23 protein-coding genes, 17 tRNA genes and 1 pseudogene are annotated in these 23,232 nt (G+C 39.3%); 9 read left to right on the plus strand and 32 right to left on the minus strand.

Annotation, left to right across the window (positions count from 1 at the left end):
* The first annotated feature begins 390 nt into the window (after positions 1-390).
* Positions 391-1,347 carry an alpha/beta hydrolase gene (locus ACFCYJ_RS25580; protein WP_376078576.1) on the plus strand — a complete coding sequence of 319 codons (957 nt, stop codon included), beginning with the start codon at positions 391-393 and terminating at the stop codon, positions 1,345-1,347.
* A 161-nt stretch (positions 1,348-1,508) separates the two neighbouring features.
* On the opposite strand, the gene ACFCYJ_RS25585 is transcribed toward ACFCYJ_RS25580, so the two are convergent.
* The 3 genes from ACFCYJ_RS25585 to ACFCYJ_RS25595 form a co-directional block, all read right to left on the minus strand.
* On the minus strand, positions 1,509-2,459 hold the full coding sequence (locus ACFCYJ_RS25585; RefSeq protein WP_376078613.1) for an MBL fold metallo-hydrolase: 951 nt from the start codon (positions 2,457-2,459) through the stop codon (positions 1,509-1,511).
* 83 nt (positions 2,460-2,542) lie between these two features.
* Positions 2,543-3,319: an alpha/beta hydrolase family protein gene (locus ACFCYJ_RS25590; protein WP_376078615.1), complete on the minus strand. Its 777-nt coding sequence runs from the start codon at positions 3,317-3,319 to the stop codon at positions 2,543-2,545.
* Positions 3,303-3,767: an NUDIX domain-containing protein gene (locus ACFCYJ_RS25595; protein WP_376078578.1), complete on the minus strand. Its 465-nt coding sequence runs from the start codon at positions 3,765-3,767 to the stop codon at positions 3,303-3,305. Before ACFCYJ_RS25595 ends, ACFCYJ_RS25590 begins: the two co-directional genes overlap by 17 nt.
* Before the next feature lie 138 nt (positions 3,768-3,905).
* On the opposite strand from ACFCYJ_RS25595, the pseudogene ACFCYJ_RS25600 reads away from it, so the two are divergent.
* A pseudogene (locus ACFCYJ_RS25600) lies at positions 3,906-4,139 on the plus strand (hypothetical protein); the annotation flags it as partial.
* Here ACFCYJ_RS25600 and ACFCYJ_RS25605 read toward each other — a convergent pair.
* Entirely contained in the window at positions 4,123-4,440 is a 318-nt protein-coding gene (locus tag ACFCYJ_RS25605) for a transposase (RefSeq protein WP_376078580.1), read from the minus strand. The pseudogene ACFCYJ_RS25600 and the gene ACFCYJ_RS25605 sit on opposite strands and share 17 nt — an antisense overlap.
* A gap of 136 nt (positions 4,441-4,576) precedes the next feature.
* Between ACFCYJ_RS25605 and ytzI the strand changes: the two genes are divergently transcribed.
* From ytzI to ACFCYJ_RS25625, 4 genes are all read left to right on the plus strand, one after another.
* Positions 4,577-4,723, plus strand: a complete 147-nt coding sequence (ytzI, locus tag ACFCYJ_RS25610; RefSeq protein WP_376078582.1) for a YtzI protein — start codon at positions 4,577-4,579, stop codon at positions 4,721-4,723.
* 70 nt (positions 4,724-4,793) lie between these two features.
* Entirely contained in the window at positions 4,794-4,955 is a 162-nt protein-coding gene (locus tag ACFCYJ_RS25615) for a hypothetical protein (RefSeq protein WP_370081999.1), read from the plus strand.
* Entirely contained in the window at positions 4,952-5,185 is a 234-nt protein-coding gene (gene yidD / locus ACFCYJ_RS25620; RefSeq protein WP_053485074.1) for a membrane protein insertion efficiency factor YidD, read from the plus strand. The genes ACFCYJ_RS25615 and yidD overlap by 4 nt, the downstream gene beginning before the upstream one ends.
* Positions 5,186-5,293: 108 nt before the next feature.
* The gene (locus ACFCYJ_RS25625) at positions 5,294-6,286 is read left to right on the plus strand and encodes a metal ABC transporter solute-binding protein, Zn/Mn family (protein ID WP_376078584.1); all 993 of its coding nucleotides are present in this window, start codon (positions 5,294-5,296) and stop codon (positions 6,284-6,286) included.
* Between the two features lie 179 nt (positions 6,287-6,465).
* Here the strand turns inward: ACFCYJ_RS25625 and ACFCYJ_RS25630 are convergent, their stop codons facing one another.
* Both ACFCYJ_RS25630 and ACFCYJ_RS25635 read right to left on the minus strand, forming a co-directional pair.
* Positions 6,466-7,683 (minus strand): transglutaminase domain-containing protein, encoded by a 1,218-nt coding sequence (locus ACFCYJ_RS25630; protein WP_376078586.1) that lies wholly within the window; start codon positions 7,681-7,683, stop codon positions 6,466-6,468.
* A gap of 163 nt (positions 7,684-7,846) precedes the next feature.
* Positions 7,847-8,173 (minus strand): hypothetical protein, encoded by a 327-nt coding sequence (locus tag ACFCYJ_RS25635; protein WP_376078588.1) that lies wholly within the window; start codon positions 8,171-8,173, stop codon positions 7,847-7,849.
* A gap of 523 nt (positions 8,174-8,696) precedes the next feature.
* Here ACFCYJ_RS25635 and ACFCYJ_RS25640 point away from each other — a divergent pair.
* Positions 8,697-8,888 (plus strand): hypothetical protein, encoded by a 192-nt coding sequence (locus ACFCYJ_RS25640; protein WP_376078590.1) that lies wholly within the window; start codon positions 8,697-8,699, stop codon positions 8,886-8,888.
* Between the two features lie 18 nt (positions 8,889-8,906).
* Here the strand turns inward: ACFCYJ_RS25640 and ACFCYJ_RS25645 are convergent, their stop codons facing one another.
* From ACFCYJ_RS25645 to ACFCYJ_RS25665, 5 genes are all read right to left on the minus strand, one after another.
* Positions 8,907-10,334 carry an o-succinylbenzoate--CoA ligase gene (locus ACFCYJ_RS25645; protein ID WP_376078592.1) on the minus strand — a complete coding sequence of 476 codons (1,428 nt, stop codon included), beginning with the start codon at positions 10,332-10,334 and terminating at the stop codon, positions 8,907-8,909.
* A gap of 170 nt (positions 10,335-10,504) precedes the next feature.
* Entirely contained in the window at positions 10,505-11,323 is an 819-nt protein-coding gene (gene menB, locus ACFCYJ_RS25650) for a 1,4-dihydroxy-2-naphthoyl-CoA synthase (RefSeq protein ID WP_049667407.1), read from the minus strand.
* Between the two features lie 64 nt (positions 11,324-11,387).
* On the minus strand, positions 11,388-12,197 hold the full coding sequence (gene menH / locus ACFCYJ_RS25655) for a 2-succinyl-6-hydroxy-2,4-cyclohexadiene-1-carboxylate synthase (RefSeq protein ID WP_376078595.1): 810 nt from the start codon (positions 12,195-12,197) through the stop codon (positions 11,388-11,390).
* Complete coding sequence (gene menD / locus ACFCYJ_RS25660; RefSeq protein ID WP_376078597.1) at positions 12,185-13,909, minus strand: 2-succinyl-5-enolpyruvyl-6-hydroxy-3-cyclohexene-1-carboxylic-acid synthase; 1,725 nt, start codon at positions 13,907-13,909, stop codon at positions 12,185-12,187. Before menD ends, menH begins: the two co-directional genes overlap by 13 nt.
* Entirely contained in the window at positions 13,902-15,287 is a 1,386-nt protein-coding gene (locus tag ACFCYJ_RS25665) for an isochorismate synthase (protein WP_376078599.1), read from the minus strand. The genes menD and ACFCYJ_RS25665 overlap by 8 nt, the downstream gene beginning before the upstream one ends.
* 425 nt (positions 15,288-15,712) lie before the next feature.
* Here ACFCYJ_RS25665 and ACFCYJ_RS25670 point away from each other — a divergent pair, with 425 nt between their 5' ends.
* The gene (locus ACFCYJ_RS25670; protein WP_376078601.1) at positions 15,713-16,633 is read left to right on the plus strand and encodes a 1,4-dihydroxy-2-naphthoate polyprenyltransferase; all 921 of its coding nucleotides are present in this window, start codon (positions 15,713-15,715) and stop codon (positions 16,631-16,633) included.
* Between the two features lie 26 nt (positions 16,634-16,659).
* Here the strand turns inward: ACFCYJ_RS25670 and ACFCYJ_RS25675 are convergent, their stop codons facing one another.
* From ACFCYJ_RS25675 to dpaL, 4 genes are all read right to left on the minus strand, one after another.
* A complete protein-coding gene (locus ACFCYJ_RS25675; RefSeq protein ID WP_376078603.1) occupies positions 16,660-17,586 on the minus strand; it encodes a dipeptidase in 927 nt (308 codons plus the stop codon).
* A 48-nt stretch (positions 17,587-17,634) separates the two neighbouring features.
* The gene (locus tag ACFCYJ_RS25680; protein WP_376078605.1) at positions 17,635-18,084 is read right to left on the minus strand and encodes a TraR/DksA C4-type zinc finger protein; all 450 of its coding nucleotides are present in this window, start codon (positions 18,082-18,084) and stop codon (positions 17,635-17,637) included.
* A 179-nt stretch (positions 18,085-18,263) separates the two neighbouring features.
* The gene (locus tag ACFCYJ_RS25685) at positions 18,264-19,025 is read right to left on the minus strand and encodes a MerR family transcriptional regulator (RefSeq protein WP_376078607.1); all 762 of its coding nucleotides are present in this window, start codon (positions 19,023-19,025) and stop codon (positions 18,264-18,266) included.
* A gap of 410 nt (positions 19,026-19,435) precedes the next feature.
* Positions 19,436-20,647 (minus strand): diaminopropionate ammonia-lyase, encoded by a 1,212-nt coding sequence (gene dpaL, locus ACFCYJ_RS25690; RefSeq protein ID WP_376078609.1) that lies wholly within the window; start codon positions 20,645-20,647, stop codon positions 19,436-19,438.
* A gap of 161 nt (positions 20,648-20,808) precedes the next feature.
* On the opposite strand from dpaL, the gene ACFCYJ_RS25695 reads away from it, so the two are divergent.
* Positions 20,809-21,447, plus strand: a complete 639-nt coding sequence (locus ACFCYJ_RS25695) for an NAD(P)H-binding protein (protein ID WP_376078611.1) — start codon at positions 20,809-20,811, stop codon at positions 21,445-21,447.
* A 218-nt stretch (positions 21,448-21,665) separates the two neighbouring features.
* On the opposite strand, the gene ACFCYJ_RS25700 is transcribed toward ACFCYJ_RS25695, so the two are convergent.
* From ACFCYJ_RS25700 to ACFCYJ_RS25780, 17 genes are all read right to left on the minus strand, one after another.
* Positions 21,666-21,737, minus strand: a tRNA-Glu gene (locus tag ACFCYJ_RS25700).
* Between the two features lie 2 nt (positions 21,738-21,739).
* A tRNA-Ser gene (locus ACFCYJ_RS25705) sits at positions 21,740-21,830 on the minus strand.
* Positions 21,831-21,836: 6 nt separating this feature from the next.
* A tRNA-Asn gene (locus ACFCYJ_RS25710) sits at positions 21,837-21,913 on the minus strand.
* A 4-nt stretch (positions 21,914-21,917) separates the two neighbouring features.
* Positions 21,918-21,994 (minus strand) — tRNA-Ile (locus tag ACFCYJ_RS25715).
* 5 nt (positions 21,995-21,999) lie between these two features.
* Positions 22,000-22,070 (minus strand) — tRNA-Gly (locus ACFCYJ_RS25720).
* Between the two features lie 3 nt (positions 22,071-22,073).
* A tRNA-Phe gene (locus tag ACFCYJ_RS25725) sits at positions 22,074-22,149 on the minus strand.
* A gap of 14 nt (positions 22,150-22,163) precedes the next feature.
* A tRNA-Asp gene (locus tag ACFCYJ_RS25730) sits at positions 22,164-22,239 on the minus strand.
* 3 nt (positions 22,240-22,242) lie between these two features.
* Positions 22,243-22,317 (minus strand) — tRNA-Met (locus ACFCYJ_RS25735).
* A gap of 50 nt (positions 22,318-22,367) precedes the next feature.
* Positions 22,368-22,460, minus strand: a tRNA-Ser gene (locus tag ACFCYJ_RS25740).
* 15 nt (positions 22,461-22,475) lie between these two features.
* Positions 22,476-22,552: transfer RNA gene (locus ACFCYJ_RS25745), tRNA-Ile, on the minus strand.
* A gap of 7 nt (positions 22,553-22,559) precedes the next feature.
* Positions 22,560-22,633: transfer RNA gene (locus ACFCYJ_RS25750), tRNA-Met, on the minus strand.
* 26 nt (positions 22,634-22,659) lie between these two features.
* Positions 22,660-22,735: transfer RNA gene (locus ACFCYJ_RS25755), tRNA-Ala, on the minus strand.
* Positions 22,736-22,741: 6 nt separating this feature from the next.
* Positions 22,742-22,818, minus strand: a tRNA-Pro gene (locus ACFCYJ_RS25760).
* A gap of 13 nt (positions 22,819-22,831) precedes the next feature.
* A tRNA-Arg gene (locus tag ACFCYJ_RS25765) sits at positions 22,832-22,908 on the minus strand.
* 17 nt (positions 22,909-22,925) lie between these two features.
* Positions 22,926-23,014, minus strand: a tRNA-Leu gene (locus tag ACFCYJ_RS25770).
* A gap of 5 nt (positions 23,015-23,019) precedes the next feature.
* Positions 23,020-23,094 (minus strand) — tRNA-Gly (locus ACFCYJ_RS25775).
* A 46-nt stretch (positions 23,095-23,140) separates the two neighbouring features.
* Positions 23,141-23,225 (minus strand) — tRNA-Leu (locus ACFCYJ_RS25780).
* Positions 23,226-23,232: the final 7 nt, after the last annotated feature.

Consider the following 23,232-nt stretch of genomic DNA (forward strand, 5'->3'; position numbering starts at 1 on the left):
TTGAATGTTGGTGTGGTAACTACATTCTACACGAGGTCGTTATGGGCTTCCTTTATATTGACTTCTGGGTGTTGCACTTAATCTTACAATCCGTCGTGTTAAAAAACAAAATGGTCAAGCAAATCTTTGAGAATGTTTTGGAGCTTTAAATGAGGGTGATTTCCATTCCATGTTACTCGCTTTCCTGTGAGCTACAGTCGGAACGGAAATCAACTCCCTCGTTTTGCCGAAGAGCCATACTTTAAGACACCTTAATTTCATGTATTTCAACAACATGCAAAGGGAACAATTAAGGTCGTTCCCTTTTTTATATTCCCCTATTAGAAAATTCTACTTTTCATATTAGTAACTTTGTGTATAATTCATAATAGTAGTTTTAGGGGGAAATATATGAAAAGAAAGTATAAAGTGATTATTACCATTGTCAGTCTTCTATTAGTATTGTTTGTTGTGGCTGGATTTTTTGCAGGGAATTATTTTTATAACTTCGCCTTAAATCCTAATACTGATAAATCAGATGTGTTTAATGCTCCGCACAATTCTATTGCGGTTATTCCTAAGGATGCTAAAGAAAAAGAAGAGAGTGAGAAGTGGTTTAAAGAGAATTACAAGGACTCTTATATACAGTCTTTCGATAATTTGAAATTACATGCCTATACGCTAAAAAATACAAACGAAACAAATAAATGGGCAATTGTTTTCCATGGATATTCATCTGAAGGTTCACAAATGACAAAGTATGCTAAGCATTTTTATGATGCCGGCTATAATGTTCTCGTACCTGATGCAAGGGCTCATGGAAAAAGTGAGGGTGACTATATCGGTATGGGTTGGCACGATCGACTTGATGTAGTCTCTTGGATTAATAATGTTATCAGTTCTGATAACAACGCTGAAATTGTTTTGTATGGTGTTTCCATGGGAGGCGCTACAGTAATGATGGCCTCAGGAGAGGATCTACCTAGCAATGTTAAGGCTATTATTGAGGATTGCGGTTATTCCTCAGTTTGGGATGAATTCTCCTATCAATTGCAAGAAATCTTCAATTTACCTGAATTTCCTATTATGCACTTTTCTTCAATTGTTACGAAGTTAAGAGCTGACTTTACACTTGGTGAAGCTGATAGCGTCAAGCAAGTAGCAAAATCGAAAACACCGATGCTATTCATTCATGGAAGTAATGATACATTTGTTCCATCTGATATGCTAGATGAAGTATATGAAGCTGCCAATGTACCGAAGGAGAAATTTATTGTTGAAGGTGCTGGACATGGCGGTGCAGAAAGCGTTGCTGGTGACTCTTATTGGGAAACTATTAATAACTTTTTAGCAAAATATGTAGAGTAAATGTCTTTTTTCTACCGTTCAGGTGCCTGTCATAAAGCACCTGAACGGTTTTTTAGGTCTACCCGAGCAGTTTTCGAACAAAAAAACTCCATTTTGAAAAAGAGTTAATCAAAATGGAGTAAACTCTCTAAATGAAATTTGTATCCATTCCCCTGCAATTTTTAGAAATAAATGCTTTGGAAACCTTGAAGTATTTGTAAATCAATTCTATCTGCTTTTGTCCTCTGAATGATAAAATCTAATCCTTTTTTTGTGTTATCTGCAAATTTAGGCAATGCTTCAAGAGCATCTGTTAAAGGTTTGTTGAAGTTGTCCCAATGTATTGGAATAATAAGTTTTGGTTGTATTTTCCGCACGGTTTGCTCATAATACATATTTTGAAAATCTTGATCTTGAGCTCCTAATACTCCTATTCCTAAAAATAAAACATCAGCATGAATGTCATCTAATGCCCCTTCTATATAATTAGCACTTGGTTTAACAAAGAATGTTTTATTGTGATGCGTAATCAAGAAATCGTATGAAGAATCTTCATGATAATCTAGAGCTTTTGCTGGTTGTTTAAGTGGCTCTTTTATTTTTACTCCTTCGTCAAAGGTTGGTGAATGCTTCGATTGAAGGACAGTAACAGTAAAATCACCAAACTGCATAGCTGTATTTACTTCGTATACAGACATCTGTTTCATATTTATACCATTACCAAGCCCTATATTAATTGCTGATTCTGAACCGTATACATGCGTCCCAGTTTGTTTAGCGATATAAGCTAAATCTAACGCATGATCATAATGTGTATGAGCGATAAACAATCCCCGGAGCTTATTATTATCAATTCCTATTTTCTTAAAGGCTTTATTTACAGCATTTGCATCAGTTTTTACAGTACTAAAAGGCAACATTTTTAATAAGGGCGGCCTAGAAATAAAACCATCAATCATTAATTGTGTGTTGCCATCATCAAATAATAAAGATGATGTTCCTAAAAACGTGACCTTTATCCGATCTTGATTTAATGTTTGCTTTGTTTCCGGAGCGTAATATTCCTTGTATTGTTGAATATCTGCTGAAGATGCTAAAAACTTATAATAAACAAAAGTGGAAGCGATTATCATCAATCCTAATCCTACAATAATAATCTTGCGCCTTTTACTTATTATGTATTTCAAACAATACTCTCCTCTCAAAACATAATATTTTATTGGCGTTTCATCCACTCGCAAAGTGCATGTACTGTTTCTCTATTTTTGACCGGTGGATACTGATGAGCATAGCGAAGATCATACCATGTTTCAAATGTTTTATTGGCATCCTTCAAATAAAATTCTAACTGTCTTGCATGTTCAATATCTACATTTTCATCACGATAGCCATGAATAATAAGTACTGGAGCTGTAATGTGCTCTATCTCAAATAGAGGTGTTCGAGCATCATAAGCCTCTGGTACACGATTAGGCGTCCCTCCAATAACACGCTTCATCATCCGGCGCATATCTGTTCGCTCCCAATATGTAGCTGTTGCATCAGATACTCCGGCCCATGTCACAACAGAGGTAATATCTCTACGCAAGATTGCAGTCCAAAGTGCCATAATACCACCACGTGAAAAGCCAAAGACATGGATATTATCATTACAGAACTGTTTTAGCACGTCTACTGCATATACAGCATCATAACGATCAGCTCCTGCAAACTCATCTCGACCTTCTCCACCTCGATTACCACGGTAATATGGAGCAAAAACAATAAAGCCTTGAGCTGCAAACTGTGCGACACGCGAAGGTCTAACCATGCCAATGCTTTGCATGCCTCCCCGCAAATATAAAAAGCCATCATATGTACCTTCTGCCTTAGGCTCCGCTAATAATCCCTTCACACGTATACCCTGTGACATATACGTGATTTCCGTTAAACGAATAGCTGGATTGGGCGAAGGATAAGGACGTTTTCCAACGATCTTACCATTGGTCATAATGCTTCAACTCCTCCAGCATTTTCTGCATACCTTCATCCTTCATATGAAAGCTTAAATTTGGATGATGAGCAAATTCTTCATCCGTTAGCCAAGTCATCCCTGAAGTTTCTAAATCAAAATCAATGTCCTCCTGCCCCACAAACTGTGCAGTAAAGACCGTTTTACAAAATAAGATATCATCATGAACGGCGTATTCTGCAAACCATCTAAGGTTTTTTACATGAACACCCGTCTCCTCGAATACTTCCCTAATTGCTGCCTGCTCCAATGTTTCGCCAGGTTCTTGCTTTCCACCTGGAACTTCTACACCACGGCGTTTATGAATCGTACATAACCACTTATTTTCATGCTTTAATAAAACAAGTACATGCTTAGGCTCAATGGCCAATTCGCCTCTTTTAAAACTTAAATCCACTTGTAAACCATTTAAATCTGTAAATGTAAACATGCTCTTCAACTCCTTTTTCTCTATTTCATACACTGAGTCGAATCAGCGTTACGGTGATAATCTTTTATTTCACTATAGTGTATTCATGTATCTATAATCAACAAATAAAATCACTAATATTAACTTCCATTAAGCGGTGCGATAGGTGTCTTTTTAACAAGAAGTAATACCACATCTAATACTATGTTCATTCGATTGCGAACAATAACAGTGCCACAAATCGGAATTTTTTTACTCCTATCTACTAGCGCTCAAAACATGATCTCTTCTCTTATGACAATGGTTAATCCGTCAAAAGAAATTAGCTTTCATCAATATAAAAAAGAGTCACTGATGTTTTTCAGTGACCCTACCTTTAGACACGTTTATTGAAATATGGAAGCTGTTCCACAAATGCCTTCGTATCCGCATCTCCATACTCATGAACAAGTGCATAGATTTTTTTTAATCGTAAATCAATTTCATCATTTTCTCTATCAAGATGATACTGTATATATGGCAATTGCGCACGCCATGCATTCGCAATTTCTAACATCTGCATTTGCTGAAAAATCTTTTCAAATACATCTAATGCTTGGCGATCTATGTTGAGTTCAAAGTTCCACTGTCCTGCATATGGATTTGTATAATATGTTCTATTGGCAAGTGAAAAATATACACGCTGACGTTCCATCTTAAAACACTCCTTTTTCCATAGTATGGAGGTAAACGAGTCGTTTTATTCGCTGGAATGTCAAACTTACTTCACAACTAAGTTAGATAATCTAATTTATAATAGAAAGAAAGGAATAAGGAACGGAGTGAATGCCATGAGTTTAATCACACTCTTAATTGTAGGAGCAATCATCGTTATTTTAGTAACGGTCGCGACTATTATTAGTGTCAACCGTGCGTATGCTTTTAAACATACAGTTGATGAAAAACCTCAGCAAAGATTTCATCAAGATAATGACTAGTTCAATTTATACATTTTTTTATGAAATTCTTTTATAATACTATTAACAAATAGAATTTGGAGTGAACGCAATGGGAGTACCATTACCAATAATCATTATGATCGCAATGATGATGCTTATGTTTGGCGTTTCTGTCATTGTCTTGTTGAAGAAAAAAGGCAATTTCTTTACACAAACTATCGATGCTAAGCCTAAGCAAATTAACGCTCAACAAGAGGACAAGAAAATATGAAATATCCCTTTATATGGCTCATTAAGTTTTACAGAAAATTTATATCACCCATGACACCGCCATCCTGTCGCTTCCATCCTACATGCTCCTCCTATGGACTTGAAGCTTTTCAAAAACACGGTGCCATTAAAGGATTCTATTTAACGATTAAACGTATATCAAAATGCCAGCCATTCCATCCAGGTGGCTTTGATCCAGTACCTGAAAAATGGCCTTCGAAAAAGAATTAATTTTCGAGGGTCATTTTTTCTTGTGCTTTTTTCAGATGTGCGTTATTATAGGAACTGTTCTAAAAAATAAATCGTAATGGTTACTATTTGAAAGAGGTATGCTATAAGATGAAAAAAGTATTTTTGTTATTTTTAGTTGCAGTTCTTGCCCTATTCACTGCTGCCTGTGGGAATAAATCAGCTACTTCCAAACAGTCAGAAACAAAGGATAAATTAACAATTTACACGACTGTCTATCCATTAAGTTATTTTGCACAACGAATTGGTGGCGATTTTGTAGAGGTTTCTTCTATTTATCCTGCTGGCGCTAACGAACACACATTTGAGCCAACACAAAAAGATATGATGAAATTAGCAGATGCTGATGTATTTTTCTATATCGGCTTAGGACTAGAAGGCTTTGTTGAAAATGCCAAAAAGACTCTAGCTAATGAAGATGTAACAATGGTGGCAACAGCAGATCAGGTTTCAGATGAAAAATTAGCTATGAGTACAGGTCACACACATGATGATGAAGAGGAAGCACATCATGATCATGAAGATGGACACGATGATCATGATCACGGTAATGTAGATCCACATGTTTGGCTATCACCAACGATCAGTCAAGACTTAGCACTTTCCATTAAAAACACTCTAGTTGAAAAAATGCCAGAACAAGAAACCACATTTACAGCTAACTACGAGGCATTGGTAAAAGAACTACAAGATTTAGACAACGAATTTAAAGCAATGGCTGATAAAGCGCAAGAGAAAACGTTCTTCGTATCACATGCAGCATTTGGCTATATCGCAGGACAGTACGGCTTAAAGCAAGTTCCAATAGCCGGTTTAAACTCACAAAATGAGCCTTCTCAAAAAGAACTTACGGCGATTGTTGATAAAGCAAATGATTTGCATATTCACTACATTTTATTCGAGCAAAATGTCTCTTCTAAACTAGCCGAGGTTATCCAAAAAGAGGTCGGAGCAGAGTCTCTTGTCTTGCATAATTTAAGCGTTTTAACAACAGATGATGTGAAGAAAAATGAAACATACTTCACCCTTATGAAGAGAAATATTAAAACTTTAAATACTGCAATCAATTATTCCTCGGAATAATTGCGTCCGGAATCGGCTTTGTGCTTAGTCCTGCAGATGTTTTTTGCGCGAAAGCGTAGCGGCAGCAGCACCGATGCAGGTCAGTTAGCCGTTATCGCATGGATGCGATGATTTTAGGCTAACATCCTTTATGCACTCCTTTCCGATTCCGTGACATCCGCCGGAGGCTTTAACTTCTTTCAGTGGGTGTTTGGACACCCGCTGAAAGAAGTTAAACGATCACAAATAAATGAACAAGGAGGTGCCCCGAAAATCATATGGGACACCTCCTTTATTATGACGTATTTTTCTTGTGGCATTCGTTTTTCCGCTCTATAAATACTAATTAGCCCTTTTTTCTTATCGACAGCATTTTGTATTATCTTTCGATTCGCCTTTACTTGGGCTATATTACTTTCTAAAATGATTGGTTCCCATTCATTAAGATGTACCTGAACACTCTTATCGCTTTTATGACCTTTCAAAAGCACTGTAGGCTGTTCTATTAATGGCTTTACTATTTGTTTATTTTTACTTAAAACGGACAGCCCTTTATCAAAGGCAAAATAACCATCCAGTATTGGTTTTGTAAGAGCTTCAACCTTATTCGTTTTTTGTAAATCAAAATAGGCTTCGCTTGTAGCAGCTGGGAAACTCGTATAGTCCCAAGAGTGATCCTGTGCTAATTGGCGATCAGACACTAAAAAATAATTATAACGGACCTCACCCTTACGATCAGGCAACGGATCATCCCAGGTAACGTCGATATGATACCATGCATTATCAAGCTTTACCAAGACCCAGGCGTGTAGTTGTTCCCCTACTTTTCCTGGCACATATTGTACCTCAAAGCCTTGCATCTCTAGCATTCGATAGAGCACTAGAGCATATGCCTGACAAACCCCCTTTTTTTCCGTAAGCAATGTGTAGGGAGAATATGGACTTCCTTCGGTTTCCTTTGAATATTCAGCAGATAGGACGATAAAATCATGTGCAGCTTGTATTTTTTGCAATTCACTTAATCCATGCATGGGTGCAATAATATTCGTCAAAGTCTGTTCTACAAACACTTCCTCTTCCTGTGAAAGATGATAGGTAAACTCAAATCTAATGACAATATTATTGGTATAGCCATCATATTTCCATTTAAAACTAGAAATATTGGCGTAAATATATGGATCTTGAATAGCATATTTAATAAGCTCTGATAGTTCATCTTTTATTTCCGTCGTATTACCAGTATAATGAATGTCAAATTCAGTAGTTAATTGCATGACTTGTTGTTGAATTTGATATTGTAGTGATTCTATTGAATTGGCAGTTGCAATGTTCTTTTGTTCATAGTTTGCGAATACTTGCACATGACTCATTTGTAGAACAAATAATATAATGACAACATTATATATATATTTTCTCATATGAGTCATTCTCCTTTACTCTAGTTTATGCCTGTCAGTTCTTATTATGTTAATGAATGATTAATTTAATCCTAAGAATTTACTAAAATGACTCTTAAAACGAATAAAAGAAGCCTTCTTATAAATGAAGGCTTCCTTTTATAGTGTTGAAAAAAACTATTTTTTAGTTGAAATAAATGAAAGTATGGCTGTTCTGCAAAACGAGGGGTTGATTTCCGTTCCGGCTAGGCGCTTTGTTGCTGCCGCTTCGCTTTCGCACAGATAAAACATTTGTTGCTGCCGCTTTGCTTTCGCACAGATAAAACATTTGTTGCTGCCGCTTCGCTTTCACACAGATAAAACATTTGTAGCTGTCGCTTTGCTTTCGCACAGATAAAACATTTGTAGCTGTCGCTTTGCTTTCGCTACAGAAAACATTTGTTGCTGCCGCTTTGCTTTCGCACAGATAAAACATTTGTTGCTGTCGCTTTGCTTTCGCTACAGAAAACATTTGTTGCTGCCGCTTCGCTTTCGCACAGATAAAACATTTGTTGCTGTCTTTTTGCTTTCGCTACAGAAAACATTTGTTGCTGCCGCTTTGCTTCGCTGCAGGGTCTTATCTGTGACGCTGATCCCCGAGGAGTCGCCCAGTCGTAACGAAGATCAACTTATCCGCATGACATACGTTTTAACAAAATGACATCCAACTTTTTAGTTTGAGCGGGACCTTTTCAGGAGTTATTGCCCAACTTTTAAATTTTATCGACCAACTTCTGAATTTTATCTACCAACTTTCACGTTTTATCTACCAACTTTCACGTTTTATCTACCAACTTTCACGTTTTATCTACCAACTTTCACGTTTTATCTACCAACTTCTGAATTTTATCGACATCCACCTTCCGAAGAGCAAAAAGGATTCACACACAAAACTGTGCGTGAATCCCTTTACTTTATCATAGCGTTCATTCTTAATTGCACAAATTAAAAATACTACGCTATCATTGATTGGAGTGGAAGGCTACTCGACTCCCGTGGGAAAGCGAGACAGGCGAGACCCTGCACGGAGCGGATGTTTTCTGTTCGAAAGCGTAGCGACAGCAACAACGAAAGCGAAGGAAGCGGCTCGACGCTCGCCCACAGGAAGCTCTGCTCTGCGCGAAAGCGAAGCGTCAGCGACAAAACGAGTAGCCTGCAACGGAAATCTCTCTTATTTAAGCGCCTAAACATTCATAATCATTTTGTTATTCCTTCATTAATTTTCTACGAAGTAGCTTATTGGCGCCGTTTCGTGGGAGCTCGTCCGTAACAATAATTTCTTTTGGTATTTTATATTTCGCAAGCTTCTTTTGACAAAATGCTTGTATTTGCTCTACCTGTGCTTCTTCTTTTAATACAACAAAGGCGATTGGTACCTGTCCCCACTCATCATCATCAATGCCGCATACTCCCGCTTCCTTGACAGCAGGATGTGTAAGTAGCACATTTTCAATTTCAGCAGGATAAATATTTTCACCGCCTGAAATAATTAAATCAGCCCGACGATCAATGACAAACAAATAACCTTCTTCATCTATATAGCCAATATCCCCAGTATGGAGCCAGCCATCAAACGTTGCATCTTTTTGGGCAAAACGACCAATGTACCCTGGTGTAACATGTGGACCACGTATGCAAATTTCTCCTTCACCATTGTCATTTGGCTCAGCAATGCGAATTTGATTAAAAAATAATGGTTTTCCCGCTGAACCAATTTTTTGCATCGCATCTTCATTTGCTAATGTTGCAGTTTGTGACGAAGTTTCAGTCATACCATACGTTTGAGCTACAGCTAAATTTAATGCATGCGCTCTCTTTAAATAATCCACTGGCACAGGTCCACCACCCGCTAGCATCATTTTAAATTTCGGTGAGGCTTGTGCATTGTTCTGTTCAAGAGTATGTAGAATTCGTTCCAATGTGACAGCGACTACTGACATATGTGTAACCTCGCCATCCATTATATGTTGGGAAATGGCTTCTGCATCAAATTGATCATATAAATGCACTTTATTACCGTACAACAGTGAACGCACTAAAATAGAAAAGCCGCTAATATGAAAAAGTGGTACAGCACATAACCAAGTATCATCCGCATGCAAACCTATATTTAAAACGGAGGCCGTTGCACTTGCCTGGTGATTTCCTACTGTTTGACATACACCCTTTGGAAAACCAGTCGTACCAGATGTGTACATAATCGATGTCGTTTGATTTAAAGACCATTCTTTCGTAATATTAATAGCCTTTTCTGTACTTTTTTCTATAGTAGAAAATAAATAATAAGTCGTATGTGATGGTAGTTTTTCTATATCCTCATCGGCAACTAATACTGCCATAGCCTCTGAATCCTCTAGCTGGTAAGCAATTTCATCCTGTGTTAGCCTACGATTTAGCATGACCATTTCACATTGTAAATGCATACATGCGTACATCATAATGACAAGTGAAGGCTTACTCGGCCCCATTATGGCAATACGGTCTCCTTGCTTAATATCTAGGGCTGTAAGTTGACGAGCACGTTTTAAAGATAACTCATTTAACTCTTGAAATGTCCAAGTCTGCCCATTATATGTTAAACCGTTTCGTAAAGGTGTTAAATATGCTCGCTGTAAAACCCAATTCAGATACATCTAATAATTCCTCCAATCTTCCTTAATCTTACCGTTTCATTGTATTATGCATCTATCCGCCAGTAGGACATGGTGTTCCGTCACTCTGCCAAGTCTATCCGTCTTACCCGTTTAGATATACAAAAAGCTCGTATCTCATTAGGATACGAGCCGTTCAACGCTTCAGATCATCAAGGGAATCTTGGGAATTGACCGAAATCTGGTTGACGTTTCTCTTTAAATGCGTCACGACCTTCTTTAGCTTCATCTGTTGTGTAGTAAAGAAGAGTAGCGTCGCCAGCCATTTGTTGAAGACCAGCTAAACCGTCTGTATCTGCATTCATTGCTGCTTTTAAGAAGCGTAGAGCAGTTGGAGACATTTGTAGCATTTCTTCACACCATTGTACAGTTTCATCTTCTAATTGCTCATAAGGAACAACTGTGTTAACTAATCCCATATCAAGTGCTTGCTGTGCATCATATTGACGGCAAAGGAACCAAATTTCACGCGCCTTTTTATGACCGATAATACGTGCAAGATAGCCTGAGCCATAACCAGCATCGAATGAACCAACTTTTGGTCCAGTTTGTCCAAAGCGAGCGTTATCAGCAGCAATTGTTAAGTCACAGACAACGTGTAATACGTGTCCTCCACCGATTGCATAACCTGCAACCATCGCTACTACAGGTTTTGGAATAACACGGATTAAACGTTGTAAATCAAGAACGTTTAGACGTGGGATCTCATCTTCACCAACGTAACCGCCATGGCCGCGTACTTTTTGGTCTCCACCTGAACAGAAGGCATGCTCACCTTCACCAGTTAAAATGATAGCTCCAACATTTTTATCATCACGTGCACGTGAAAAAGCATCGATCATTTCCATTACCGTTTTTGGTCGGAATGCGTTGCGCACTTCTGGACGGTTAATCGTAATTTTTGCGATACCGTTATAGAACTCATACTTAATGTCTTCATAAGTATGTAAACTAGTCCATTGACGTGTCATTGAATTGCCTCCTAATAATTAAATTCGTCTCGTTCAAAATCGAGGCGATAACGTAAAAATAACATTACGTTAAATACTCCTCTACTATTGTAGCAAACTCAGCGGGATTTTCCACATGAATTGCATGTCCAGCGTCATTTACTGTCGCATGTTTGGCATTTTTTAATAACGCTTTCATTTCTAGTGCAATTTTACAAAATTTATCATCTAGTGAGCCTGCCATTAAAAGCACAGGAAATTCAAGCTTCTCCAATGCCATCCAATTTGATGGTTGACTTCCTGTACCAATGCCTCGTAAGCTACCTGCCAAGCCTTCTTCCTTCTGAGAAAGTCGTTCGAACCTAATCGCTTCTTGCACATTGTGTGATAAACACTTTTGAGATTCAAACAAAGGAATGTTTTCCCATGCATTGACAAATGATAACAATCCATTACTAATTATTTTTTCAGCAAGAGCGTTATCCCTCTCACAACGTTCAGAACGTTCCTTTGCAGTTCGTAAACCTGGCGAAGCACTTTCTAAAATTAGCTTTTCAATGCGTTCAGGGTAGGAGTTTGCATACGATAATGCAACTCTCCCACCCATTGAATAGCCTAGCAGCGTAAATTTCTTAAGCTCTAACTGGCAAAAAACTTCCTCTAAATCTTGGATTTGCTCTTGCATAGAGAAACGGCTAATTTGCTGGGGTATAGCGGTTTGACCATGTCCGATTAAATCAATGGCAATAACTCGTACACTAGGTAGAGCTTTCGCTAAATTCCGCCATGTAGCCGTACTACCTGTAAAACCATGCAATGCAACGAGCGTTTGCTCCGCTTCTTCATTCCAGATTTCCAAGTTCGTTACAAGCCCTCGAATCATTAGCTTTGCCATACTTTTAACCCCGCATTAATGCGATTCCACAGTGCCCGATGCGCATACACATTTTCCTCTCGATTCGTGAAAATTTCAATTAAGCGCATTGGTCGTTTTTTCATCGTAGTGAACTTTACTGATAGCTCTGAAATATCATCTACTCGTATATAATCCATATCGTACATATTGGCAATATCATGGAATTTAAGGGCAGTTGGCGTACCAAATAAATCTTCATAATGTGCCTCAACTGTAGATTGTGGTAAATAAGAGAAAATACCGCCGCCATCATTATTCATAACGATTATTGTTAGGTTGCATTCCTGGTATCTTGAAGCAATTAGCCCGTTGACATCATGTAAAAAGGCTAAATCGCCAATAAGCAAGTAGGTTTCTCGGTTATTTCCTTCACTAAAGCCCATTGCAGTCGATACGACGCCATCAATACCATTCGTTCCACGATTCGCGACAATACGAAGATCCTTCTGTGTCGCCATTAAAAACGTATCAATATCACGCACTGGCATACTGCTACTAACAAAAATATCACTGCCATTAGGAATCATTTTTAGTAATCGACTTACCATTGCTCCCTCATCAATCGCACCATCCGAATAGTGTTCAATATACTCTAGTGCTATATCATTAGCATCTTGCCATTCAGCTAAATACGCTGCTTCTAATGCTGTTTCAGAGACTTCTAATTGCGTGAACCACTCACCAATACTTGCATGAACAAAATGAGTAGACACACCTGTAGCATCACGGAACATCGGATCTTCATCGACAACAATATAAGCATTAGGATGAGATTTAGTTATAAATTGCATGATAAATTTAGAAACAGGCTGTGCTCCTAAACGTAGTACCGTATCTGGTTTAACTAATGCTTTAAAATCTTCACTTTTCATAATTGCATCGTACGTTGTCACAATATATGGCAGACAATCCTCTGGGACGGAAGCCCGCATATTGGATAGACTCTCGACAATGACCGGCCATTTTAATTGGCGAACAAACTCCCACATAATTGTTAAATCTGTACCAAGTGCTAGCTCACCAATAATAACAAAGCCTCTTTTAGTTGCACGTAAAATCTCCGATAGCTCTTGTTGAGTCGCCATTGAAGGTATTAACTGACCCATACTACTGTGCTTAAATGTCGCTTCTGGAAGTTCCTCTCGAAAATCAATCAACAAAGGTTCTCTAAACGGTACATTAATATGCACTGGTCCAAATGGTGCACTCATTGCAATCGCTACCGCACGTGCAATATGGCGCTCGATAAACGGCAAGGTTGGTGCGGCACCATCTGCCAAAGGGAAATCCACGCTCCATTTTACATTTGTACCATATAAATTCGGCTGATTAATAGCCTGTGGTGCACCCACCTCTCGCAATTCATGTGGACGATCAGCTGTGATGACAATTAACGGTACACGAGCATAGCTTGCTTCAACAATGGCAGGAAAATAGTTTGCCGCAGCTGTTCCCGATGTGCATAAAAGAACAACAGGTTTTGCTGTAGCCTTTGCAATTCCTAACGCAAAAAAGGCAGCAGATCGCTCATCAACCTGACGATACATATGGAGCTGTTTCGTTGAAGCAAATGCATAAGCTAAAGGTGTCGAACGTGAGCCAGGGCTGACTACAACGTTTTCAACACCAGCTTGCACTAGTGATGCTACCATTTTATAAACATAATCCGTTAACATTTCTCGTTCACTCATGTAATTGTCCTCCTAGCGCGCGAAGCATTGGACGGAATTTCACTAATGTTTCCTCATATTCAGATTGTGGCTCTGAATCTGCTACTATACCGCCACCAGCATATAAATAAGCTTTATCCTTAAGTAAAGCAGCCGAACGAATGGCCACTGCAAATTCCCCATTGCCTTCAGCATCTACCCAACCAATTGGAGCTGCGTAAAGTCCACGATTCATCGGCTCATACTTACGTATAGCTGCCATTGCCTCTTTCCTTGGCACACCACCTAAAGCTGGCGTTGGATGTAAAGACTTTGTCAGTTGTAATATGGTTGCCTCATTATTCAACTGACCTTCAACAGGTGTATATAAATGTTGTATATCTCTAATCTTTAGTAAGCGAGGACTATTTGGTACTTTCATCTCCACACAATTTTTACGGAATGTTTCCGCAATCATATCGACAACATATTGATGCTCGCCACCATTTTTCGAATCATTTAATAAGCTTTGTCCATAGGCTTCATCTTCCTCTGCTGTCTTACCACGTTTAATAGAACCTGCCACACAAGATGAAAAGGCGCGGCCCTTTTCTACTTTTACAAGACGTTCAGGGGACGCACCAAAGAACAATAATTCTTGACGTTCTAAACCAAATAAATAGCTCTCTGGCTGCTCATGAATAATTTGTGATAGTACCTGTGGTGAAGAAACTTCTTCTTTAAATTGCAATGCTAGCGACCGTGCAATAACAACTTTATCTGCCTTCTTTTGCTTAATCAATGCTGTTACTTGGTCAATTGACGCTAAATATGGCTCCTTATATGGCTCAAAATAACTTGTGATTTCAGGCTTTGAATACGTTTTCACTTCTTTTACCTGAGCAGCATGAATTAAATGATCTCGCTCTTTACGTAACGCGTCAAACTGAGACTCTGCCTGTCCATTTTTTGAAATAAGATGGATACTTACAAACGCTTTGTCATCACGTATGACAAGCTGATATGTTGCGAGCGCAAAAAAAGCCTCTGGAAAGTCTGTCCACTCCCCAGCAACATTATTTTGTGGATCGAATGTAAATCCGCCAAACAAAATTGGCTGTAGCTCACTTTGTCCCTTAACACAGTTTTTCGTTAAGCTTTTCCATTCAGCTTCTATTGCATCGTAGCGATCATTTTTGGCGTTATTTTGAATCGTATAGGCATGTCCTAGCCCTACTAATGTCATTGTTTTTTCTCTATTTTGCCAATAAAATCGTTCACCTTTATAATGCTCCTCACCCGCTGCATAAAATGCGAGCGCCGATAAGCGACTTACTTCAATTGTTTCCATATAAAAATGAAGGCTTTGGCCCAAAGAGTCCACTTCTACCTCTGTGGCTTGGTACCACTTCTGTTGCATGAAAATTACCTCCGTTGTTGCAATGTACATAATGAATGACGCACGGTATGTTTTGTACTTGTTCTACACTTTCAGTCATAAATATCAACTGCTTTGGCTTTTCTTTAACATAAATTGACCAAAACTTTGCATTATGAAGTGAGCGTTTGTACTTTTTCCACATCATATTTCTTTTGCTTTAACTTCTTTCAGCGGGTGTTTGGAAACCCCTGAAAGAAGTTAAAATAGCCGTCATTTTTTAATTGCTAGCCTATTTTTCGTACTGTTGCTATTATCTTAATTATTGTTTTCAGTTCATAAATGCATGTTCTATTGTATCATTTTTTTTACCTGAACTGTATGTAATAAGCTGTGAACCTACCCATTTTCTCATTCTTCGTATAAAATAAGAATAGTCTACAACATTTGAAGGAGAGAAAGACCTTATGACCAAAGTCATTGAAGCTGATAAGGGTTTTAAAGTTTGGTGGCATTTAACACGTCCACATACTTTAACCGCTTCATTCGTTCCAGTATTTTTAGGAACAGCGATTGCCTTAGCAATTGAAAAACAAACCATTGATTTCGGACTATTTTTTGCTATGCTCATTGCAAGTATGCTTATACAAGCGGCAACAAATATGTTCAATGAATATTACGATTACAAATTAGGATTAGACAATGAAAATTCTGTCGGTATCGGCGGTACGATTGTGCGTCACGGTGTTCAACCAAAAACAATTATGATGATTGCCTTAAGCTTTTATGCAATCGCTATGCTACTTGGCATTTACATATGTGCCTCTACCTCTTGGTGGCTTGCTGCTGTCGGGCTTGTTTGTATGCTTATTGGTTTTTTATATACTGGAGGACCTTACCCAATAGCCTATTCACCATTCGGAGAACTTGTATCTGGTGCTGTTATGGGAATGGGGATTGTCTTAATCGCCTTTTATATTCAAACACTTACAATAACATTTGATGCTGTTTTGCTTTCAGTACCAAGTATGATTTTAGTTGGGGCGATTATGCTGTCCAACAATATCCGTGATATCGTTGGCGATACAGAGGGTGGTCGAAGAACGCTTGCTATTTTAGTAGGTCGTGATAATGCCATTTCTGTTTTATCTGGCTTTTTTATCGTTTCGTACTTATGGGTAATCGCCCTTGTAGCAATTGATGGTATAACTTTTTGGGCACTAATCATTTTCTTAAGTGTTCCAAAGCCACTTCGTGCGATTCAAATTTTCCGCGATAAAAAAGAAGCCAAAGAAGTTATGCCTGCGATGAAATTTACAGCGCAAACAAATACATTCTTCGGCTTCCTTTTAGGAGTAGGTTTATTAATTCAATATTTCTTTTATTAAGATCCATTATTAAAGAGGCAGCAGCTTTAACGAGTTGCTGCCTCTTTTACATAGCGTCGAAAATTATTACTTGCAATACCGCGAACTTCTTCCATTGAAAAATGTTCACGTAATGCCTCTAACAAATTTTGTGCCTCTCCTGCGTGTGCTAATCCTTTTACAGTAGCATCTATTCCATCGAAGTCTGAACCTAGTCCAAGGTGCTCTACCCCTACTATATTCGCTAGATGCTTCACATGCGCTACTAAATCATCCATCGTAGCATTGTCATGGATAAAAGGCGGGTAGTAAACGACATGAATATGCCCTCCATGCTTGACTAGTGCTTTTGCCTGAGCATCGGTTAAATTTCTTGGATGATCACAAATTGCACGTGCGTTGCTATGGCTCGCAATGATATGCTTCGCTAGTGGCAAGACATCCCAGAAGCTCTGTTCATTTAAATGGGATACATCGATAATAATATCTCGCTCATTTAGCAAGTCTATAACCTCTTTACCAAATGGTTTTAAACCAAGGCTTGCATCCTGTTCAGCACCGTGGGCCACAGCATTTTCCTCATTCCACGTTAAGCCAACTAACTTCACACCTGCATCTAATATTGCAGCAAGCTTTGCTAAATCTTCACCGATTGGACCACAGCCCTCTAAGCTTAAAATTGCACCAATTTCATGCGGAGCTAAAGTATCTAATTGCGACCAATCTGTAATATGCACCATGCCCTCAGTTTGTAATACATGTGTATGGAAGGCTTCAATTTGCCGCACAGCCTCTAAAAATTGCATACTTTGCGGAATTTTAGGATTAATAAAAATAGCAAATACTTGTGCCTTAACCCGACCTAATTGTAATCTCTGTTGATTGGCTTGCAAACGTACATCATCTTCAAATTTTGCCGCTTCTAAAGTTGTTAATTTCAATAGAGCATCGCAGTGTAAATCAATTATGTTCATATTCTCACCTCATACAGCTATTATACTGCCTGTGAGTGAAAATGCTTACTAAGTTTTATCTTGAGGTGTATCAGAAGAGCCAAATTCCTCAAGTTCTATGAAATCATCCGATCTTGGCGTAGAAGACAACACATCTTCCTCTACTGGCCTTAAATTATCCTCTTTGTGCTCCGCATGCTCAACACATGTCAATGCTTCCGGCTTAGCTTCTAAACGACCAATAGGAATCTCTTCACCACATATAGCGCATTTGCCATAGGTACCGTCCTTCATCGCTTGCAATGCTCGTTTTATTTCTTCAGCATGGTCCCCACGATGCTCATCAATCACCATTTCCGTTAGCTGATCCGTTAAATCACTCGCATTGTCAGCTGGATGATTATCATAATTAGATAGCTCTGTCGCTTGTGGACGCTCTGATTCCTCCTGTTGCTTTTCTATTTCCTGTAGTTCCTGCTCTAATTGCTTTTTCAATTTTTCCATTACTTGTGGGTTCAAAAAAATCCCCTCCTCATGCCTTCATTTTTTCCTAAAATAATATTTCTAAAACATGAAAGCATGAGGAGTAATCACTTATTTTTTGTATATTTATCTTCATTCAGCAAATGTCTTCTATAGCGAAAGTGAAACGGCAGTTATAAATGTCTTCTGTAGCGAAAGTGAAGCGACAGCAACAATTATGCCAAAGCGAAATTGTGGATGGCATCATGTAAAAATTGTGCTGCTCCTTTAGCAACGCGTGCATCGTAATAAGCTGAAAAACGTTCATCCGCTACATACATCTGTGCTATACCTGCATGTGCTTCTTTGGAATATTGTGACCACGAAAAGCTAAGCCAACGTTTATGAAGCTCTGCTACCTCCATGGCCACATCATTGTTTGTATCACCGATTGCCATCGCTTCTTTTAAACGAGCAAATAATTGCTGTTCTAGCTGCTGCATAGCCTCATACTGTTCCTCGGTCATATTCATTAGCTTCGCATTCGATGCATCAACCGTGTTGTTACCATATTTCGCACGAATTTCTTGACCATATTGCTTTTCATTTTCCTCGATTAGCTTCTCTTTGAATCCATTAAATTTCTCTTCATTTGTCATTGGTTGTTCCTCCTCAATAGATTGAATGGTTTTTTCCACTGTTTGTAATATCTTTTCCAGCTGTTCCTTGCGTTTCAGTAAAGCCATACGATGGGTTTTGAGTGCCTCTGTATGTTCAAAATCTGGCGATTGAATCATTTCCTTAATGGTTGCTAGCTTCATATCTAATGCTCTATAAAATAAAATTTGCTGGAGCATATCAACTTCAAACTGCCCGTAAAATCGATAGCCCGCCTCATTCGTTCTTGCTGGCTTCAATAATTCAATTTCATCGTAATAACGCAGTGTTCTTGTGCTAACCCCGGATAATTGAGCAAGCTCTTGAATTGTATATTCCACAATTTTCACCTCCACTAATGCTACTGTAAATGTTTACGCAACGTTAAGGTCAAGAAAAAAATCAAAAAAGTTGGCTCGTTACCATAACGTGGGGTTGATTTCCGTTCCGACTGGGCGCTTTCCTAGGGGCGTCCGATGAGCCGCTAATCCCCAAGGAGTCGCCCAGTCTCCACTCCAATCAACTTATATAAATTGCATAAGTCATTTAATTTTCATCCTTCAATACATGCGCATGAAAAAAGCAAACTAGATTTTTTATTATCACTAGTTTGCTCATTATCAATTATGCCTCGGTCCGAAATCGGCTTTGGGCCAACATGAAGTTGGTCACTCGTCGTTGCCACAGGACGTGGTGCTCTTAGACTGAGTTCCTCTATTACAGCGGGTGTTTGGACACCAGCTGTAAGAAGTTAAATGTTTGCATATTTCCCATGCCACACAACATTTCTGTAGTTTTCTACATCTGTGTCACCTTCAGTGTTAATAAACAATACTCGAGAATATGCATCTAATTGTAATGTATCCTTCAGCTCTGCATAGTGTTCATTCGTCATCAATTCATAAAAACATCCCACTGGGGCAGCTCCAGATTCTCCAGCAATAATTCGTGTGTCTGTTGCTAGTGGATTTCCAAGAATGCGCATACCTGTTGCGGCAACTTCCTCATCACAGCAAATACTCATCTTCGTATAAGCCTTTAACAGATCCCAAGCTAGTGGATTCGGCTCACCACAAGCAAGACCTGCCATAATTGTTTGCATCTCTCCACCAACCGTTACACACTGCTCAGCTCCTGCTTTAAAGCTTTCATAAAAGCAATTAGCTGCAAAAGGCTCAACTAAGACAAATGTAATCTCTTGCTCATAATATTGTTGTAAAAAAGCTACAACTGCACCTGCAAAAGATCCAACCCCAGCTTGTAAAAATACATGGGTAGGTGCTTTTTCCAACTGCTCAACGACTTCTCTTATTAGCGTTGTATAGCCTTGCATAATCCATAACGGAATTTCCTCATAGCCTTCCCACATCGTATCCTGAATAACGACCCAGTCATTTTCTATTGCTAGTTGTGAAGTATAACGAACTGTATCATCATAATTCATTGTCGTTATTTCAGCATATGCACCTTCATTTTTAATATTTTGAAGGCGCTCCTCAGCACTACCTGCTGGCATATAAATGCGTGCTTTCAAACCAAGCTCCCTAGCAGCCCAAGCTACCCCACGACCATGATTGCCGTCTGTCGTTGAAATAAATGTTAAGTCCCCTAGTTGCTCCTTTATTTCTGGTGATTTAAGCTGCTCAAACGATAGCTCATCAATATTACTACCTAACTTTTTGGCAACGTACTGTCCAATTGCATAAACACCACCCAATACTTTGAATGCATTTAAAGCAAATCGATATGATTCATCTTTTACAAAAATACTTTGTACCCCAACTAGTGATGCAAAAGCATTTAAGTTTCGTAATGGTGTGCTTTCAAATTTCTCATATGTACGTTGAAATCTACCAACACGATCTACTTGTTCCGGTGAAAAATGATCCAGAAAAGATACTACTTGTTCTACGTTCTTCTGCAACAAATATTGTTGGTTGTTAGTCCACAATAATTTTTCCATTTACATCCCCCTACTTTGTTTCTATTTTTATCTTAGCTTATAGCATCACAAAAAAATACTACACACATTTATATTACATATTTTGATAAAAAAAGAAAAATATGAATCCTATTGATGAGATTTATCGTATATATACTAGTATATTCAGTAGGAGGTATAAAATGGATAACCCTTGTAAAATAGCGATAATTGGAGGAACAGGGAAAGTAGGAAGGCATATAGCAACTCGTGCAATAGAAAACGGATATCATGTTCGGATGCTTGTTAGAAATCCGGATAAGTTACTATATAAAAACGATAAAATTGAAATAGTGAAAGGACAGGTTCAAGAGATAGAAAGCATCCGAGAACTTCTTAAAGATTGTCAAGTTGTTATTAATACATTTGGTCAACCACCTAAAGAGGAACCTATATATAGTAAAGTTACAACTACTATTTTTAATGTGATGGAAGATTTAAACATTAGTCGTTATATAGGTGTTTCCGGTGGTTCTCTAACGATTAAAGAGGACAAAAAAAGTATGATGAATCGTTTTGGAGCAAAAATGTTTGACGTTTTCTTTCCGAAAATGATGCAAGATAAAAATTCAGAGTGGGAATTTTTAACAAATAATAGACAGATCAAATGGACACTAATTAGATTACCGTTTGTAAAAGATAGCTTAACATCCAGTCAGATAAAGGAAAATCTTACTGATATGCCTGGTACAAAAATTACGAATCAAGATATAGCCACTTTTATCATTGATCATATAGATAGTACAAAGTACATGCACAAAGCACCGTTTATCGCCCAATAGTGTAATAGCAATAAAATGACATAAAAAATAGCATGCTGAGAATATATCTAGCATGCTATTTTTTTATAGTTTACCTTAAAGACAACTATTATACCTTAGGCAATTACTCCCTACTACATTCGCCACCTTTGGACATTTTGGCAATGTAAATGGAATGCGTTCATTTGGAAATATAAAAAAATACAGTAGATGTAAATTACATCTACTGTATTTCAGTATGACCCGTACGGGATTCGAACCCGTGTTACCGCCGTGAAAGGGCGGTGTCTTAACCACTTGACCAACGGGCCAATGGCGGAGAAGGAGGGATTTGAACCCTCGCGCCGGTTACCCGACCTACACCCTTAGCAGGGGCGCCTCTTCAGCCTCTTGAGTACTTCCCCAAACAATGGCTCCGAAGGCAGGACTCGAACCTGCGACAACCTGATTAACAGTCAGGTGCTACTACCAACTGAGCTACTTCGGAATAATGGTGGGCCTAAATGGACTCGAACCATCGACCTCACGCTTATCAGGCGTGCGCTCTAACCAGCTGAGCTATAGGCCCTTGAAAGCGGGTGATGAGAATCGAACTCACGACATCAGCTTGGAAGGCTGAGGTTTTACCATTAAACTACACCCGCATATGGTGGGTCAGGACGGAATCGAACCGCCGACACTTAGAGCTTCAATCTAATGCTCTACCAACTGAGCTACTGACCCATATTTTTAAAAAATGGCGGTCCCGACCGGGATCGAACCGGCGATCTCCTGCGTGACAGGCAGGCATGTTAACCGCTACACCACGGGACCATTTGGTTGCGGGGGCCGGATTTGAACCAACGACCTTCGGGTTATGAGCCCGACGAGCTACCACTGCTCCACCCCGCGTTAATAAAATATTCTTTTCGAGTTTTTCAAGCGCCATTTATAAAATAAACTGGAGGAGGTAGAGGGATTCGAACCCCCGCGCGGTGTTACCCGCCTGTCGGTTTTCAAGACCGATCCCTTCAGCCAGACTTGGGTATACCTCCGTAACAATATATAAATGGTGGACCTTGCAGGACTCGAACCTGCGACCGGACGGTTATGAGCCGTCTGCTCTAACCAACTGAGCTAAAGGTCCTTTAAGATGGCGGCAGAGGGGATCGAACCCCCGACCTTACGGGTATGAACCGTACGCTCTAGCCAGCTGAGCTACGCCGCCAGGATCTTTATACTGGTTATCTTTTATGGTGGAGCCTAGCGGGATCGAACCGCTGACCTCCTGCGTGCAAGGCAGGCGCTCTCCCAGCTGAGCTAAGGCCCCATAAAATGGTCGGAATGACAGGATTCGAACCTACGACCCCTTGGTCCCAAACCAAGTGCTCTACCAAGCTGAGCTACATTCCGATAAATATTAATTTGGCGCGCCCGACAGGAGTCGAACCCATAACCTTCTGATCCGTAGTCAGACGCTCTATCCAATTGAGCTACGGGCGCTAATTATAAAAATAAAATGGTGCCGAGGGCCGGAATCGAACCGGCACGGTAGTCACCTACCGCAGGATTTTAAGTCCTGTGCGTCTGCCAGTTCCGCCACCCCGGCACATTTGGAGCGGAAGACGAGGTTCGAACTCGCGACCCCCACCTTGGCAAGGTGGTGTTCTACCACTGAACTACTTCCGCATGTGCATAAGATTTATTTATCCTGGCAATTATGAAATTTTAAAAATGGTGCGGGTGAAGGGAGTCGAACCCCCACGCCTTGCGGCGCTAGATCCTAAGTCTAGTGCGTCTGCCAATTCCGCCACACCCGCATATTTT

Source organism: Lysinibacillus sp. NPDC056232 (genome assembly GCF_042267565.1).
Lineage (GTDB): Bacteria > Bacillota > Bacilli > Bacillales_A > Planococcaceae > Lysinibacillus.